This is a genomic window from Nocardia grenadensis NBRC 108939 (genome assembly GCF_001613445.1).
Lineage (GTDB): Bacteria > Actinomycetota > Actinomycetes > Mycobacteriales > Mycobacteriaceae > Nocardia > Nocardia grenadensis.
In genome coordinates this window covers 19,505-35,900 of the sequence record NZ_BDCJ01000013.1, presented here as the reverse complement: position 1 = coordinate 35,900, position 16,396 = coordinate 19,505, and the positions used below count along the sequence as shown (strand labels likewise).

Annotated in this window: 15 protein-coding genes; 9 read left to right on the top strand and 6 right to left on the bottom strand. The window is 69.1% G+C overall.

The window, feature by feature from the left end; genetic code table 11:
- Nucleotides 1–237 precede the first annotated feature (237 nt).
- Nucleotides 238–1,968 carry a BCCT family transporter gene (locus NGR01S_RS16185; RefSeq protein WP_063037627.1) on the top strand — a complete coding sequence of 577 codons (1,731 nt, stop codon included), beginning with the start codon at nt 238–240 and terminating at the stop codon, nt 1,966–1,968.
- Nucleotides 1,969–2,011: 43 nt separating this feature from the next.
- Here NGR01S_RS16185 and NGR01S_RS16180 read toward each other — a convergent pair whose 3' ends face one another.
- On the bottom strand, nt 2,012–2,251 hold the full coding sequence (locus NGR01S_RS16180) for a DUF6374 family protein (protein ID WP_063037625.1): 240 nt from the start codon (nt 2,249–2,251) through the stop codon (nt 2,012–2,014).
- Between the two features lie 66 nt (nt 2,252–2,317).
- Complete coding sequence (locus NGR01S_RS16175; RefSeq protein WP_063037623.1) at nt 2,318–2,968, bottom strand: TetR/AcrR family transcriptional regulator; 651 nt, start codon at nt 2,966–2,968, stop codon at nt 2,318–2,320.
- Between the two features lie 154 nt (nt 2,969–3,122).
- On the opposite strand from NGR01S_RS16175, the gene abc-f reads away from it, so the two are divergent.
- The 3 genes from abc-f (at nt 3,123) to NGR01S_RS16160 (ending at nt 6,621) form a co-directional block, all read left to right on the top strand.
- Nucleotides 3,123–4,730, top strand: coding sequence for a ribosomal protection-like ABC-F family protein (gene abc-f, locus NGR01S_RS16170; RefSeq protein WP_174551707.1), 1,608 nt, complete (start codon nt 3,123–3,125; stop codon nt 4,728–4,730).
- A 95-nt stretch (nt 4,731–4,825) separates the two neighbouring features.
- The gene (locus NGR01S_RS16165) at nt 4,826–5,434 is read left to right on the top strand and encodes a CatB-related O-acetyltransferase (protein ID WP_063037954.1); all 609 of its coding nucleotides are present in this window, start codon (nt 4,826–4,828) and stop codon (nt 5,432–5,434) included.
- 11 nt (nt 5,435–5,445) lie between these two features.
- A complete protein-coding gene (locus NGR01S_RS16160) occupies nt 5,446–6,621 on the top strand; it encodes a macrolide family glycosyltransferase (protein WP_245664626.1) in 1,176 nt (391 codons plus the stop codon).
- A gap of 303 nt (nt 6,622–6,924) precedes the next feature.
- Here the strand turns inward: NGR01S_RS16160 and NGR01S_RS16155 are convergent, their stop codons facing one another.
- Nucleotides 6,925–7,200, bottom strand: coding sequence for a hypothetical protein (locus tag NGR01S_RS16155; RefSeq protein WP_030524066.1), 276 nt, complete (start codon nt 7,198–7,200; stop codon nt 6,925–6,927).
- Between the two features lie 220 nt (nt 7,201–7,420).
- Between NGR01S_RS16155 and NGR01S_RS16150 the strand changes: the two genes are divergently transcribed.
- Together NGR01S_RS16150 and NGR01S_RS16145 are read left to right on the top strand one after the other, a co-directional pair.
- Entirely contained in the window at nt 7,421–7,714 is a 294-nt protein-coding gene (locus NGR01S_RS16150; protein WP_063037617.1) for a hypothetical protein, read from the top strand.
- 92 nt (nt 7,715–7,806) lie between these two features.
- Complete coding sequence (locus tag NGR01S_RS16145; protein WP_245664625.1) at nt 7,807–9,252, top strand: DUF1254 domain-containing protein; 1,446 nt, start codon at nt 7,807–7,809, stop codon at nt 9,250–9,252.
- 19 nt (nt 9,253–9,271) lie between these two features.
- Here the strand turns inward: NGR01S_RS16145 and NGR01S_RS16140 are convergent, their stop codons facing one another.
- Nucleotides 9,272–11,344, bottom strand: coding sequence for a TerD family protein (locus NGR01S_RS16140; protein ID WP_245664624.1), 2,073 nt, complete (start codon nt 11,342–11,344; stop codon nt 9,272–9,274).
- Here NGR01S_RS16140 and NGR01S_RS16135 point away from each other — a divergent pair.
- Nucleotides 11,343–11,828: a hypothetical protein gene (locus tag NGR01S_RS16135; protein WP_063037615.1), complete on the top strand. Its 486-nt coding sequence runs from the start codon at nt 11,343–11,345 to the stop codon at nt 11,826–11,828. The genes NGR01S_RS16140 and NGR01S_RS16135 overlap by 2 nt on opposite strands.
- A gap of 4 nt (nt 11,829–11,832) precedes the next feature.
- Here NGR01S_RS16135 and NGR01S_RS16130 read toward each other — a convergent pair whose 3' ends face one another.
- Nucleotides 11,833–12,222: a hypothetical protein gene (locus tag NGR01S_RS16130; RefSeq protein ID WP_063037613.1), complete on the bottom strand. Its 390-nt coding sequence runs from the start codon at nt 12,220–12,222 to the stop codon at nt 11,833–11,835.
- 79 nt (nt 12,223–12,301) lie between these two features.
- Nucleotides 12,302–13,774, bottom strand: a complete 1,473-nt coding sequence (gene pabB, locus NGR01S_RS16125) for an aminodeoxychorismate synthase component I (protein ID WP_084481140.1) — start codon at nt 13,772–13,774, stop codon at nt 12,302–12,304.
- A gap of 79 nt (nt 13,775–13,853) precedes the next feature.
- Between pabB and NGR01S_RS16120 the strand changes: the two genes are divergently transcribed.
- Entirely contained in the window at nt 13,854–14,918 is a 1,065-nt protein-coding gene (locus tag NGR01S_RS16120) for a phosphotransferase family protein (RefSeq protein ID WP_084481137.1), read from the top strand.
- A gap of 304 nt (nt 14,919–15,222) precedes the next feature.
- Entirely contained in the window at nt 15,223–16,353 is a 1,131-nt protein-coding gene (locus NGR01S_RS16115; RefSeq protein ID WP_063037609.1) for an NDMA-dependent alcohol dehydrogenase, read from the top strand.
- Nucleotides 16,354–16,396 lie beyond the last annotated feature (43 nt).

Below are 16,396 nucleotides of genomic sequence, written 5' to 3'. Positions count from 1 at the left end.
AGTTCGGACAATTGTCTTGATCGTGGATCCAGGGCTTTCCGGGCCGTATTCGGCGACCTCCGGAGCGGACGCGCTGCTCGCTGTTCACGTGTTCGACGCAGCGTTCGAATCGGGGGCGAGTACGGTTTTTCCGGAACATCCGGTTCGGCGGCGTGGTCGCGGTGCGCGGAGTGGCCGGGTAACGGCCGGCTCGCGACCTCGGTGCCGGACGCACGTGCGATCTGAAAGGACTCGTCCATGGCGATCGACACCGGCGGGAAACCCGCGACGCGTAACAGCGGTGTGCCGGGCCCGCCCAGACACAGACCAGTGGGCCGCAAGCTCGACTGGCTGGTCTTCGGCATCACCTCGGTAGGGTCCGTGGCCTTCGTACTCTGGGGGATCTTCGACCAGGAAAGTCTGGCCACCTTCGCCTCGAACGCCCAGTCCTGGGTGATCACCAATACCGGCTGGTTGTTCGTCCTGGTGGCCACCTCCTTCGTGGTCTACGTGATCTGGCTGGCGCTGAGCCGGTACGGCAAGATCCCGCTCGGCGCCGACGACGAACAACCGGAGTTCCGGACAGTCTCCTGGATCGCCATGATGTTCAGCGCCGGTATGGGGATCGGCCTCATGTTCTGGGGTGTCGCCGAGCCACTGACCCATTTCACCGCTCCGCCGCCGGATACCGCCGAGGCCGGCAGCCCGCAGGCCGCCGAGGTCGCGATGGCGACCACGCTGTTCCACTGGACGTTGCATCCGTGGGCCATCTACGCCGTCGCCGGGCTGGCCATCGCCTACGGTACCTTCCGGCGTGGCCGGTCCCAGCTGTTCTCGTCGGTGTTCCGGCCGCTGCTCGGTCGGCACGCCGAGGGCCTGGGGGGTAAGGCGATCGATGTGATGGCCATCTTCGCCACGCTGTTCGGTTCGGCGGCCTCGCTCGGTCTGGGCGCGTTGCAGATCGGAGCCGGGTTCGAGTTCAACGGCTGGGTGGACGCCGTCGGCAAGATCGGCCTGGTGGCGGTGATCACCGGGCTCACCGTCGCGTTCATCCTCTCCGCGGTCTCGGGCGTCGCCCGCGGTATCCAGTGGCTGTCGAATATCAATATGGTGCTCGCGGTGATCCTGGCGGCCTTCGTCTTCATCGCCGGGCCCACCCTGTTCATGCTGAACTTCCTGCCCACCGCCGTCGGTGACTACATCGCCGAGCTACCGACCATGGCCTCGCGGACCGGGATCGCCGGCGGCGCGGAAATGGAGACGTGGCTGTCGAGCTGGACCATCTTCTACTGGGCGTGGTGGATCTCCTGGACCCCCTTCGTCGGGATGTTCATCGCGCGGATCAGCCGGGGTCGCACCATCCGGCAGTTCGTGGCGGGCGTCCTGCTGGTGCCCAGCCTGGTGAGCCTGGTCTGGTTCGCGGTCTTCGGCGGCGCGGCCATCCGCCAGCAGACCGATACCCACGACCTCACCGAAGCCGACGGCAGCGTGAACCCCGATTTCGCGCTCTTCCACCTGCTCGCGGAGTATCCACTGACCTCGATCACCACCGTGCTGGTGATGATCCTGGTGGGTATCTTCTTCGTTTCCGGCGCGGACGCCGCCTCGATCGTCATGGGCACCCTGTCGGAGCGGGGCAATATCGAACCGTCCCGGCTGACCGTGATCTTCTGGGGTACCGCCACCGGTGCGGTCGCCGCGATCATGCTGGTGATCGCCGATTCGAGCGATCTCGGTGGCGCATTGACCGGTTTGCAGGCACTCACCACCGTGGTGTCGCTGCCGTTCATGGTGGTGATGGTGCTCATGTGCGTCTCGCTCTACCGCGATGTCCGCAGCGATCCGCTCATCGTGCGGGCGGACCTGGGTGTCGAACTGGTCGAGGGCGCGGTGCTACAGGGCGTGGCCAAGCACGAGGGCGAGTTCGAGCTCGTCACCTCGCCCATCGAGGTGGTGGACGGGGAGCCGGTGGTGGAGGGCGACCGGTGAGCCGATAGCGCCGGCCCGGTCCGCGTCACGGCGCGGGCCGGGTTCAGCGCAGGTGTCCGCGGAAATCCAGGCAGGCCCGGCCGGGCACCGCCGGACGCGGGGCACGGGGCGCGCTGTTCTGGGTCGCCTCGATGTAGATGCTCAGGCCGGTGTTGAGCTTGCCGGCCAGCGCCTCGAGCTGATCGGGCGAGAGGGACTCGCCGAAGGCCGCCGCGGCGAGAAGTCGTTCCCGTACCTGTTCGAGATTGAGCCGGGCGAACGGGATGGGGGCGAGTTCGGGCATGCGGGTAACCGTACCCGAGTTCGAACATATTTTCGATAGATGGTTCCCCGGCCGGTGTAGGCCGGTCTATCGGCTCACTCGGTCGGGGTCGACGGCCCCTGGGCCGGTGAACGCGCCGCCGTGCGCGGCCAGGGCCGCGGCGGCCGCCGCACGGTCGGGAAGGTGCGGGTCGGGTGGTGTTCGCAGCAGTGTCAGCTGGTGGTAGACCGGCGCGGTGGCCGCGATCAGGACGGCCCGCGCGTCGACGCCGGGAGTCAGTTCGCCCCGGTGCACGGCGCGTTCGACCACCACCTCGGACTGGACATATCGGTTCTCCCACAACTGGCGCAGGGCGCGGGCGGCCTCCTCGGAGCGGAACGACACCGCGATCAGCGCCGCCGCGATCGACGGTTCCTCGACGAGCGAATCCTGGATCTCCTGGTTGAGCGCGGCCAGATCCCCCCGGAGGGAACCGGTGTCGCGGGGGTGCCAATCGATATCGGCGGCCGCGGCGAAGACGTCGGTGATCAGACCGCCGACATCGCGCCAACGGCGGTAGACGGTGGTGCGGTGGACGCCCGCGCGGGCGGCGACGGTGTCCACGGTGAGTGCGTCGTAGCCGTGTTCGGTCAGTTCCGCGTGTACGGCTGCCAGGACCTGGGCGCGGATGCGGGCGGTGCGTCCGCCCGGTCGCGGCGCCGGGCGCGGGGTCTCGCCGGCCGAGGGGGGAGAAGTCATATCGATCATCCGGTTGCTCTGGGGGGCAGGCTGTGACACCATGCTAATGCAACATTCGTCGCACTAGTGAGGTCGCCGATGCTCATTCGAAGCGTTCACCCCGTCCTGCGGTCCCCCGGGGTCGCGTCGTACTCGAATGCTTCGGAGAGTGTCCATGTCCACGCAGATCACCGCGCTCGCGGTCACCAAGTCTTTTCATGGCCGGCGCGTTCTCGATGAGGTGACGTGTTCGCTCGCCACGGGCGAGCGCACCGGCATCATCGGCGAGAACGGATCCGGTAAGTCCACCCTGCTGCGTCTGTTCGCCGGGCAGGAGCGGCCCGACGCCGGCGAGATCGTCCTCCGGGCCGACGGCGGTGTCGGCTATCTCGCCCAGGACGAGCAGCTGCCGCCGGCGGCAACCGTTCAGCAGGTCATCGACCGGGCCTTGAGCAAGCTGCGCGCGATCGAGGGCCGGATGCGTGCCCTGGAGGCCGCCATGGCGGCCGGCGACGAGTCCGGCTTCGCCGAATACGGCGAACTGGCCACCATTTTCGAACTACGCGGCGGGTACGACGCCGATGCCCGCGTCGAGCGTGCCCTGCACGGTCTCGGCCTGGGTCTGGTCGCTCGCGGCCGGGAAGTCGGCGGGCTCTCCGGCGGCGAACAGGTCCGGTTACGCCTGGCGGCGGTACTGGCGGCCGGGTCCGAGGTGCTGCTGCTCGACGAGCCCACCAACCACCTCGACGACGACGCCCTGACCTGGCTGGAAAGCCATCTGCGCACTCGGCGCGGTACCACGGTGGCGGTCTCCCACGACCGGGTCTTCCTGGAGCGGATCGCGACCTCCCTGCTGGAGGTCGACGCGGACCGGCGGCGGGTGGTCCGGTACGGCAACGGCTACGCGGGTTTCCGTGCGGAGAAGGCCGCGGCGCGGCGGCGGTGGGTACAAGCCCACGAACAGTGGCAGACCGATATCGAGCGGCTGCGGGAAGCCGCCGCCACCACGGCCCGCCGGGTCGCCCCGGGGCGGGCGATGAAGGACAACAACAAGATGGCCTACGACCGGGCGGCCGGCCGGGTGCAGCAGTCGCTGGCCGGGCGGGTCCGCAATGCCGAGGAACGTTTGCGCCGCTTGCTCGCCGACCCGGTGCCGCCGCCCCCACAGCCGTTGCGTTTCACCCCGGCACTGCGGTCCGGCGGTACGCCCGGCACTGTCCTCGACGCCACCGGGATCACTGTCGCCGACCGGCTGGACCCGACCGGCCTCACCCTCGCCGCCGGAGAGCGCCTGCTGATCACCGGCCCGAACGGCGCGGGCAAGTCCACACTGCTGCGGGTGCTGGCCGGGGTCCTCGCACCGGACGGCGGCACCGTCGTCCGCCGCGGCCGGGTCGGCTATCTCGCGCAGGAGCCGCCGCCCGCCGTGCCGGGGGAGACGCTGGCGGCCGCCTTCGCCCGCGGCCGCACCGGTGAGACCGAAGGGCACGCCGAACGACTCCTGGCCCTGGGCCTGTTCGACCGCGCGCAGCTCACGACCCGCGTCGCGGAGCTGTCCACCGGGCAGCGGCAGCGGCTGGCCTTGGCGCGGCTGGTCGTGGAACCGTTCGACGTGCTGTTGCTCGACGAGCCCACCAATCACCTCTCACCAGGGTTGGTCGAGGATATGGAGACCGCGCTGGCCGACTACCCGGGCGCGCTGGTGATCGTCAGCCACGACCGCCGGCTGCGCGCGCGATGGCACGGTGACCGGCTCGCGTTGCGGGCGCCGGTATCCGTCTGAACCTCGCCGAATCCGGCACATCCACGTATCGAAGGAGTTTTGCTGTGCCCGCCGACCCCGTCACGCTTCCCGCCGACCCCACCGTGTTGCACCCCATGCCCGGGCAGCCGCGCGTCGTCCTGCTGAAACCGCTGATCGGCTCACCGCTGATCGAGGCCGGGGAGTTCTCCTACTACGACGACCCCGACGACCCGACCGCGTTCGAAACCCGCAATGTGCTCTACCACTACGGGCCGGAGAAGCTGATCATCGGAAAGTTCTGCGCGCTGGCCACCGGCGTGCGGTTCATCATGAACGGCGCCAACCACCGTATGGACGGTCCGTCGACCTTCCCGTTTCCCACCATGGGCGGCGGGTGGGCCCACCACATCGACCTGCTGAGCGATCTGCCGAACCGGGGCGATACCGTCGTCGGCAACGACGTCTGGATCGGTAACGGCGCGACGATCCTGCCCGGTGTGCGGATCGGCCACGGCGCGATCATCGGCGCCGGCGCCGTCGTCACCGCCGACGTACCCGACTACGGTATCGCCGGCGGTAATCCGGCCCGCCTCATCCGCACCCGCTACGCGGAGCCCGATATCGCCCGGCTGCTGGCGGTGGCCTGGTGGGACTGGCCCATCGAACACCTCACCCGGCATGTGCGCACGATCATGTCGGGCGGTATCGCCGACCTCGAAGCCGCCGCCACGGAACTGAAATGAGGGAAACCGCTGTGCCTTCCCACTCTGCCCATATCGCGATGGTCGGTATCCCGATCGTCAGTCACGTGCTGCCGAGTCTCGCGATCATCCGTGAGCTCGTGGTTCGGGGTCATCGCGTGACCTGTGCCAACGATCCGGTGGTGGCCGATCTGCTCACCGCCACCGGCGCCGAATTCGTCCCGTGCGCGTCCGGGTTGCCGGTCGCCGACGACACCTGGCCCGACGACCCGATCGCCGCGATGGACCTCTTCCTCGACGATGCCGTGGCGGCCCTTCCACAGTTGTCCGCGGCCTACCGGGCCGATCCGGCCGACCTTTACCTGTACGACATCGGCGCGTACGCCGGCCGCGCGCTCGCCGAAACGCAGAGTCGGCCCGTCCTGCAGCTGTCCCCGTCCTTCGTGGGCTGGGACGGGTACGAGCGGGAGGTCGTGGTACAGCTGCGGCAACTACCGGGTGCCGACGCCCATCGGGCGCGGTTCGCCCGGTGGCTCGCCGACTGCGGTGCGGTGACCGCCGATGTGGACGCCTTCTCCGGTGTGCCCGACCGGGCCCTGGCCCTGATACCCCGGGCGATGCAACCGCATGCCGACCGGGTGGATGCCGGCAAGGTGACCTTCGTCGGACCCTGTTTCGACCCGGACGGGTCCGACGCGGGCTGGGTGGGTCCGGCCGCGGCCGACAAGGTCCTGCTGATCTCGCTGGGTTCGGCCTACACCCACCGGCCGGAGTTCTACCGTCGCTGCCTGCGCGCCTTCGGCGACCTGCCCGGCTGGCATATCGTCCTGCAGATCGGAAAACACACCGACCCGGGAGAACTCGGCGATATCCCGGCCAATGTGGAAGTGCACTCGTGGGTTCCGCAGCGGGCGATACTGGACCGGGCGGACGCGTTCCTCACCCATGCCGGGATGGGCGGGTGCGGCGAAGGGTTGCTGGCCGGTGTCCCGATGATCGCCGTACCGCAGGCCGCCGAGCAGTTCCTCAATGCCGACCGCCTGGTGGAACTGGGTGTGGCGCGCCGGATCGACACCGACGACGCCACTCCCCAGAACCTGCGTGCGGCGCTGATGGACCTCGTCGGGGACGCCGGGGTGGCGGACCGGTCGGCGCGACTGCGCGCCGAGGCACGGACCGAAGGCGGCACGATGCGGGCCGCCGATCTGATCGAGGCGCTGCTGCGCTGATCTCCGCTCGGCCGTCCGCGCCGAGTTGCGTCCTGGTCGACCCGCACGCGGTCCGGGATCCTCGCCTGCCGGCGGAGGGGCGGGTGCGGTTGTTCGGGGTCCAGTGGCAGCTGTCCCGGACCGGCTGGACACTGGCACGGGCACGGCGGCGATCCACGTTCCGCCTCGGGTGTGGATATGTCGAGGACGCGCGCCTACTACGACGGAATCGAGCGCGGTCCCGCCGCGGTCATCGACGCGAACCCGCGTGCGCTGGGTGTCGATCCGGACGAGACGCCCCGGGGTCGAGCAGAATGCGGCGCGTCAGCCGATCACGGCGTTCATGATGGTGCCCGCGCTGGTCGCGATGACACCACCGATCATGGCGCCGGCCACCATCTTCGGGGACTCCAAACCGCCGCCGGACCATTTCTCCCAGGCGAACTTGCCGCCGGCGTAGATGATCGCGCAGATTCCGGCGAGCAACACGAACCAGGTGAGATACCTGACGAGTTGCAGGAATTTGTCCGAGATGGGGGGTGCTTCGGGTGTGGGGTTACCGATTTGCGCCAGCGTATCGGTCACAGCGGCCAGTATCATCTCGCAGCTCACTCTAGTTTCGGGGTGGGCGGGAACGCTAACGCATCGTAACCGCTCGCCGGGTGGTATGCAGTAATCCCAGGTCCGGGCAGGTGTTCGGGTCACCAGCGGTTATAGCGTGAAAGCCGCTGCGCGGCAAGAACTTGCGCCGCACCGGTATCTGTCTGGATGATGGAGGCGGGGCCGTGCGCCCCGGACGGTATCGGTAAGGGAGCAGACGGTGAGCAGCATCGCGGCGTCGGTTATGGACGCAATATCGGTATACGCGCAGGTCAGCGACCCTACCCCGGAGCCGCCGCCGCTGGCGGACAAAATCGATCAGTTCGTCCGGTACGGCACCTGGCTGGCCATTCTGTCGGGCACGATCAGCATCATCTTCGCGGGCGCGAAGTTTGCCTGGGAGAAATGGTCCGGGAGCGGGATGCAGTCGCCGAAGATGGTGGCCGGCGCCATGATCGGAGGTGTCGTCGCCACCAGCGCGGGCACTATCATGAACACGGTTCTCGCCATCTGAGAGCGGCCGCGCCGCCCGCATCCGCAACGTTCCAGCTATCTCCGCGTATCCTGCTCGCAGTCCGTCGACAGCGATGAGCAGGGAGAGTGCGAATGCGCGAAGTGCCCGCCGCGGCATCCGGAGACATGACGCAGCCGGTGGCGGACCGGTTCAGCATGACCCGGCGGTCGATGCTGGGTCTCGTCGCCGTCACCGGTCTGGCCGCCTGCGGGGGCAAGGACTCCGGTACCGCGGTTCCGCCGTCGGGTACCCCGGCCGCCCGACGGGAGGTGGCGGCCGATGCCTATATCTTCGGCTACCCGATGATCGTGATCGATACGTTTCGCCGAAAAGTAATGGACTACGCATCCACGAATCGGTTCCAGCACACATCCTCCCTGCCGCCCGCGAGCCAGCGCACGGTGGTCCGGATCGACCTGGACAACCTGTATTCGATCGCCTGGCTGGATCTGCGTAAGGAACCGGTGCTGTTCGAGGTACCGGAGATCCAGGATCGGTACTGGGTGATGCAGGTCCTCGACGCCTGGTCCAATACGGTGTCCACGCCGAGCAGCGTGCGTCCGGAGGCCGAGCCCGGCGCGGTGCCGCCCTACACCTACGCGGTCACCGGGCCGGGATGGGCCGGGAAACTCCCGCCCGGTGTCGTGCAACTCCCGGTGCCGACCGCGGATGCCTCGCTCTACGGGCGGATCGAGGTGCGCGGTAGCGCGGACGTTCCCGCCGTTCGCGCTCTACAGGCGCAGCTGCGGCTGGCGCCACTCAGCGCGTGGAACACGCGGGCGGCCACGGAATCCGAGTCGATACCGGGTAACCAGGACTGGTCGGGACCGGTGGGCCGCGATTCGGTCGCCGCGATGTCGTCGCGCGAATACTTCGACCGCTTGTGCGAGTTGATGAAGGACAATCCGCCGGCACCGGAGGACGAACCGGCGATGCGGCGGTTCGCCACCATCGGCATCCGCCCGGGTGGGGCCCCGCAAGGCGTGAGCACCGGCGAACTCGACGCGGGCGTCGACGCGGCGAAGAAGAAGATAGCGGCCTACGTCGATCCGGCCTCCCGGATGCGCGACGGGTGGGTGGTAGCGCTGAACGTCGGCCGGTACGGCGCCAACTATCTGCTGCGCGCCACGACCGCCAGAAGGGGGGTCGGCGCGAATATCGCCGAGGCCATGCTCTATCCCGCGCTGTTCGACGAGGCCGACAAGAACGGTGACCCGCGGGAGTTCACCCTGCGATTCGAACCCGGCCAGGCGCCTCCGGTGAAAGCGTTCTGGTCGATCACCGCCTATGGGGCCGACGGCTACCTGGTGCAGAATCCGGCGGACCTGCATACCCTCGGGCACCCAGTGGCGCCGCGGCTCGCGCCCGACGGTGCGTTGGAGTTCGCGGTGCAGGCTGCCGACCCCGGCCCCGGGGTTCCGCGGTCCAACTGGCTGCCGATTCCCGAGCAGGGCCAGTTCTCGCTGATCATGCGGTTGTACGAGCCGGAACCCCGGGTGCTGGACGGCAGCTGGTCGCCGCCGCCACTGGTGCCCTAGTCTTCCGGCCCCGCCGCGATCAGATATTGGCGCCTTTGGTGCGGTTACAGCCGCGGCACAGGATCTGCAGGTTGGCCGCGCTGGTGGCGCCGCCGCGGCTGAGCGGGATCACATGGTCGAATTCCAGGTAGTGGCTGTCCCCGCATTCCACGCAGCGGCCGCCGTCGCGCTGCCACACCTCGGCTTTCACCTCCTGCGGGATACTGCGCGAATCCCGTTGGCCGGGGGCCAGGACCAGACGCTTCGCAATACGCAGCGCGCCCTCCAGCGCGGCCGCGAGGTATTCCGGGTCGGTGACGGCGAAAGTGGCGCCACCGCGGGCCGACGTCGCCGCGACCACTACGGTGTCGTATTCGGCGGCCACCGAGACGATTCGCGACCACGGCAGTTCGACGCCCGCCCCCGTACCCACGAAACGTAGCTTCTTGGTGCTCACGATCAATCGGCCGTCGGTGTGCTTGGGCCCGCGGGCCAGCTCTCGGATATGGGTGGCATCGACATCGAGATACACCAGTTCCTCGGCGTCCAGATGCAGACCCGGCGTGGCGATGGCGGGCAGATCACCCTCCCGCAATCGCGACAGCGCGCGTCCGCGTGTCATCCGCGACCGCAGCTCGTCGATCAGGGGGCCGCGCAGACCGAGCTCGGTGACGGCGTATTCGACCTCGTCGAATTCCTCGGCGGTGATCTGCCCGTCGGCGAACGCGAAGGCGACCCGGCGCTCCACGTACTGCAGGGCCGCGGGTTGCAGCGCGGCGTGGGCCGCGGCCGCGTCGATGCGCTGATAGCGCAGGGAAGCCCACAGTGCCTCCCACTCCGGGCCGCGCGGCCCGGACGAGGCGAGCAACCGGGCCGCCCGGGTGTGCCAGTGGATGAGGAATTCCTCGATCTCCGCCGCACAGGACGGGCACGGGTGATGACCGCCGAAGACCCGGCGCCGCCGGCGCGCGCCGCAGCGGTCGCAGTCGTGGGCGTGCGCGCGCACGGCGGGACGCCGGTCGGCGGTCCAGCGTTCCCCGTCCCACCAGCGCAGCCGTACCGGGTCCTCGGGGTCGGGGTACCAGTCGGCGCGGCCGGGTTCGGGCGGCGGAGGCAGGTGTACCGGCTCGGTGGTGGCGAGCCGGCGCAGTGACACCGTGCCGGGGAGCTGCCGGGTGGGCTGTCGTTCGGCGAAACGGTCCCAGGGTGCGGCGGGGGCCGTGGCGGGCGGGTTCTCGTCGAGACGGTAGTGGGCGTTGCCGGGATGTGCCCCGGGGGACGCGGTGCGGGTGCCGTTCCCGGTGGCGGTCCGGTCCGGGCCGCGGCGGGGGGTCGCCCGGTCACCGGCCGGATCGTCGGTCGCCGTACCGGTGCGGCGGTGCCCGGGATCGGCGGGCCGATCGAGGACCGCGGTACTGCGGTCCCCGGCCGGTCGCAGTAGTTCCGTGGCGTCCTCGCCGGCCGCCCGGGCCGAGCTCTCGCCGCGAAGCGCCGGCGGGGCGGTCCGGCGTGCCGCCGGAGCCTCGTCGACCTGGATGCCGAACTCGGTGATCAGCCCCGCCATCCCGGCGGCCCAGCCCTGCCCGACGGCCCGGAACCGCCAGCCGTCGTCCCGGCGATAGAACTCGCCGAACATCATGGCCGATACCGATTCCGAATCGTCGACGGTGAACACCGCCACCGGGCCGTCGACCGCGAAGATCGTGAGCGTGACCTCGCCGAGATCGGTGAAGGTGGCCTCCTCGAGTGAGCCCGACACCACGATGCGGTCCACCTCGGCCTCGGTACGCGGCAGCGAAACGCTCAGCCGGGCCGTGCCCGGATCGGGGTCCTGGTCGAGGGTGACGGCCTGGGATATGTGGCGGGGTGCGTTGTAGAAGACCAGATCCCGGTCGCCGCGCACCGATCCGTCGCTGCCCAGCAGGAGGGCGTGCGCGTCCACCGTATGGTCCGACCGCCAGGAAATCACCACGGCCAGAAGCGATGTCGGTATCGGCGTATTGGCGCCCTTGCTCAGTTCCATCGTCGTCGAACTATGCCATGTGCCGCCGACACGCCCGTAGGTGTGCAGGTCGTAGCGGTTCTCGTCATCGATGCGGCAGAGTTGTCGCATGACCGATCCGGGGCAGCCGGGGGACAAGCGGCCGGGGGCCCGGCGGGTGCCGTCACCCGCCGATGTACTCGCCGCCGCGCAGACCGCGGTGGACGCCGCGCAGTCCGCCGCCGGTCAGGCCCTGGAAGCCGCCCAGCTGACCGCCGGCCAGGCCTTCGACGCCGCGGTGCGGTTGCCACCGGCGTCGGCGCAGCTCGCCGCGCAACTGCCCGATGTGCTGGAGAATCTGTCCAGTGCCATCGACCGGCTCAATGCCACCATCGACCGGCTCGACCGCACCCTGGCCCTCGCCGATCCCGCGTTCGCCGCCTACGACCGGCTGCTGCCGCGGCTGGAGGCGATGATCGCGCTGGGGGAGGATCTGTTCGGGGCGCTGTCCCGGTTGCCCGGAGTCGGCCGGCTCGGCCGGATGGCCGGTCTCACCGCGACCGGACCTCCGGAACCGGAACCCGAACCGAAGAAAAGGTCCCGGCGCCGGTCCTGAGCGCTCAGGCCGGGTCGAGGGCCCGGCCGTTGTAGGGGGTGTCGTGGGTGGTGCGGTCGTGGACGGGGCGTACCTGCACCTCGGCGTCGTCGAAGGTGATCTGCGCGTTCTTGTTCGCACTGAGCAGAATCAGCACCAGTTGATCGGCGATCCGTCCGGCGGCCTCCCCGCTGGGATACCGCCCCAGGACCCGGACACTCGGTCCGACGGTGCCGCTGCCCCGGTCGTAGTCCCATTGCCCACTGCCGGTCGCCACCGCCAGCCGGGCCACGACCTCGACGGCGCCCGGACCGTCGTGTGGGCCGCGTTCACGTACCGATTCCGTGCCGATCTCGATGATCTGATCGGCCCGAAGCCAGTCCCCACCATGTGTTCTCACCCAGAGCTGTGCCATCGCTCCATTGTCGCGCTGTTCGCCGGATCGGACGGCTCGTTTCCGATGGCCCGCAATACTTCTCGGGCCGTCGCGGCGTTCACCCGGCCACGGTGACCCCGGTGGCCGGCGCGGCGGTGGCGACTGGGCCTGTGGCCAGGGCGCGGTACACCGCCGCGGCCTTGAGCAGCATCTCGTCGTATTCCGCCGTGGCCACCGAGTCCAGCACGATGGCGCCGCCGGCACCGATCTGCCAGGTCCCGCCGTAGCGCACCGCGGTGCGGATGACGATATTGAGGTCGGCCGTGCCGCCCAGCCCCAGAAACCCGATCGTCCCCGAATACACGCCGCGCGCGCGGGTTTCGAGGGTGTCGATGAGCTGCATGGTCCGGATCTTGGGTGCCCCGGTCATGGAACCTCCCGGGAAGCAGGCGCGTAGGCAGTCGACGACCCCGGTATCGGCGCGCAGGGTGCCGCGCACGGTCGAAACCAGCTGGTGCAGGGTCGAGTAGGTCTCGGTGGCCAGCAGTTCGCGCACCCGCACACTGCCGACCTCGCAGACCCGCCCGAGATCGTTGCGCAACAGGTCCACGATCATCACGTTCTCGGCCCGGGTCTTCGGGTCCTCGGTCAGCGCGCGGCGCAGCTGTTCGTCCACGATCGGGTCGGGGTCGCGGCGGGCGGTGCCCTTGATCGGTTTCGTCTCGACGGTCCGGTCGCGGTCGATCTTCAGGAAACGTTCGGGGGAGGAGCAGGCGATCTCCAGATCGCCGAACCGCAGGTAGGCCGAGTAGGGCGCGGGATTGGCCCGGCGCAGTGTGCGGTAGACGTCGAGCCCGCCGGAAGTGGCGGGGAAGACGAGCTGGTCGGTCAGCGTGATCTCGTACGATTCACCGGCCCGCAGGGCGGCCCGGCAGTCGGCGATATCGCGCAGGTAGCGCGTCCGGCCGCGGACCAGGTGTTCTTCCAGGCCCGCGGTATCGCCCGCCGTGGTGATCGGGGGCGGGTTCGACCAGGTCGGCAGTGTCTCCAGGATCGCCGCGGTGGCGCGCAGCCAGGTCTGCGCCGCGACGCGGCCGGAATCGTCGGACAGGGCCAGCAGATACGTGCGCCCGGCGAGATGGTCGACGACCACCACCCGGTCGGCGAAGATCCACTGGGCGTCGGGCGCCGGGGCACGGTGTGCCGCGGACCCGCCGCAATCGGCCTTGACCTCGTAACCCAGGTAGCCGACATAACCTCCCGCGAAATCGAACGGGAAGTCGTCCGGCAGCGGCACCGGCCTGGCCCGTAGCGCTGCGGCCAGATGATCCAGGATGGTGCCCCGTTCCTCGCGGACGGCGCCGTCGGCGGTGCGGACGGTGACCATACCGCTGCCGACCCGGTAGCCGATCACCTCGGCCAGCGGGCCCGAGGCGTCGCCGAGGAACGAGAAGCGGTCCATCCCCGGCTCCACATGCTCGCTGTCGAGCCAGAAGGCGGCGGGCGAGGTGCTGCACAACCGCAGGAAGGCGGCCTCGGTATCGACGGCCCGCTCGAGTACGCGGTGCTGGAGGGTCACGGAGAAAGACATTGTGGCCCGAACCCTACGCCGCGGGCGGGTTACGAACTGTTGTCGGTCGCCCGCAGTTTATCCGGGTGGGTGGGGCACAATGTCAGGCATGTCTGTTGCGCAGCCGGTAGGCGTGGATCGTGAGCACGTCGACTTCACCGTGGTAGGGAACTGGATGGACGAGCGGGGGCTCGCCGGCGGTGAGTTCCGGGAGGTGAAGGCGCTCGGCGGCGGCACGCAGAACATCATGCTGCGTTTCACCCGGGGCGGCCGCGACTACGTACTGCGCCGCGGCCCGGCGCATCTGCGCCCGAAGAGCAACGAGGTCATCCGCCGGGAGGCGCGGCTGCTGGGCGCGCTGGCCGATACCGATGTCCGCGCCCCGCGGGTGATCGCCGCCGAACCCGATGAATCGGTGCTGGGCGCGGTCTTCTATCTGATGGAGCCGATCGAGGGCTTCAACCCGCAGAACGAGCTGCCCGCCCCCTTCGCCGAGGACCCGGAGGCCCGGCGGCAGATGGGCCTGTCGGCGGTGGAGGCCATCGCCCGGCTGGGCGCGCTGGACTACCGGGCGCTGGGCCTGGACGACTACGGCAAACCGGAAGGGTTCCTGGAACGGCAGGTCGGTCGCTGGACCCATGAGCTGGAGTCGTACGCGTCGAACGAGGGCTATCCCGGCCCGCGGATCCCGGGTCTGGACTCGGTGGCGGACTGGCTGGAACGCCACCGCCCGGCCGAATGGACCCCCGGCATCCTGCACGGTGACTGCCATCTGGCGAACATCATGTTCTCCTACGAGCGGCCCGAGGTCGCGGCCCTGGTCGACTGGGAGATGTCGACCATCGGTGATCCGCTGCTCGATCTCGGCTGGCAGATCGCGACCCGGCCCGAACCGGGCACCTCCGGTGCGGCGCTGATCGGCAAGCTCGGCGAGGCCGGTGCGCTGCCGACGAGCGCGGAGATGATCGAGCACTACGGCAAGTTCTCCGACCGGGACCTGAGTGCCGTCACCTGGTACACGGTGCTGGCCTGCTTCAAACTCGGCATCGTGCTGGAGGGCACCTACGCGCGGTCCTTCGCGGGCAAGGCGCCGAAGCGGGTCGGTGAGTTCCTGCACGCGAATACGCTCGAACTCTTCGCGCGGGCGCGCGGACTCATGGAGTGAGAACAGGTTTCATAAATCCGATCCGTCCGGTGTGTGCCGGTACTTCTCCCGGCCCGAGCCGGGCGATATCGCGGCGGGGCTCTCCGTAGGCCGGGTCCCGCGGGTATCGGCGGTGGAAGTGGACGATTCGTGAGTTGCTCGGCGGGCGGCCGGCGGTGGGTTTCCACTGTCGGCCGCTGCGTCATGGTCGGTCGACCAGTTCTCCCGGGAAAATCTTCGCCAAACCACTAGAACGTGTTCCAGTTCGTATCGTAGTGTGGAGGCCGTCACATGAAAGCCCGCGCATGCGAGAGGTCGGACACGAATGAAGACGAAGGGCGCGATCCTGTGGGGGATCGACGAACCGTGGTCGGTCGAGGAAATCGAACTCGGTGACCCCCGCGCCGGTGAGGTGCAGATCCAGCTGGAAACCGCCGGAATGTGCCATTCGGATCACCATATGGTCACCGGTGCCACCCCGATGCCGTCGTTCCCGGCCATGGGCGGCCACGAAGGCGCGGGTGTCATCACCAAACTGGGTCCCGGCACCCCGCCCGACCTGGCCGTCGGCGATCATGTGGTGCTGTCGTTCATCCCCGCCTGCGGCCGCTGTCCGGCGTGCGTATCGGGGAATATGGCCCTCTGCGATCTCGGGATGGGCCTGCTGTCCGGGCAGTCCATCAGTGACGGCAGCTACCGCATCCAGGCCCGCGGCAAGGACGTCATCCCGATGTGCCTGCTCGGCACGTTCTCGCCGTATATGACGGTGCACTACAGCTCGGTGGTCAAGATCGACCCGGAGATCCCGTTCGAGGTCGCCTGCCTGGTCGGCTGCGGTGTGCCCACCGGATTCGGCTCCTCCACCCATATCGCCAATGTGATGCCCGGCGATACCGTGGCCATCGTCGGCATCGGCGGTGTCGGGATGAGCGCGCTGCAGGGCGCGGTGCTCTCCGGGGCACAGAAGGTCGTCGCCATCGACCCGAATCCCTGGAAGCTGGAGCAGGCCAAGAAGTTCGGCGCCACCCACACCTACACCGGCATGGCCGAGGCGATCATGCCACTGATGGAGGCGACCGAGGGCCGGATGGCCGACAAGGTCATTCTCACCATGGGTGAGATGCAGGGCGAATACATCGAAGAGGGTCTGATCCTCACCGCGAAGGCGGGCACTCTGGTCGTCACCTCCATGGGCCGGATGGACGCCGCCGATGTGAAGATGAACAACTTCCTGCTCTGCATGCTCCAGAAGACGGTCAAGGGCTGCATTTTCGGTGGCGGCAACGCCCGCCAGGACATTCCGCGGCTGCTGTCCATGTACAAGGCCGGCCAGCTGAATCTGGACGATATGGTCACCCGCAGCTACTCCCTGGAGGACGTCAACCAGGGCTACAAGGACATGCTGGACGGCAAGAACATCCGCGGCATCATCAAGTACACCGACGCCGACCGCTGATCGGCGAGTGTCCCCCGCGCGTTCCCGGGTGGGCCGCCCCGCA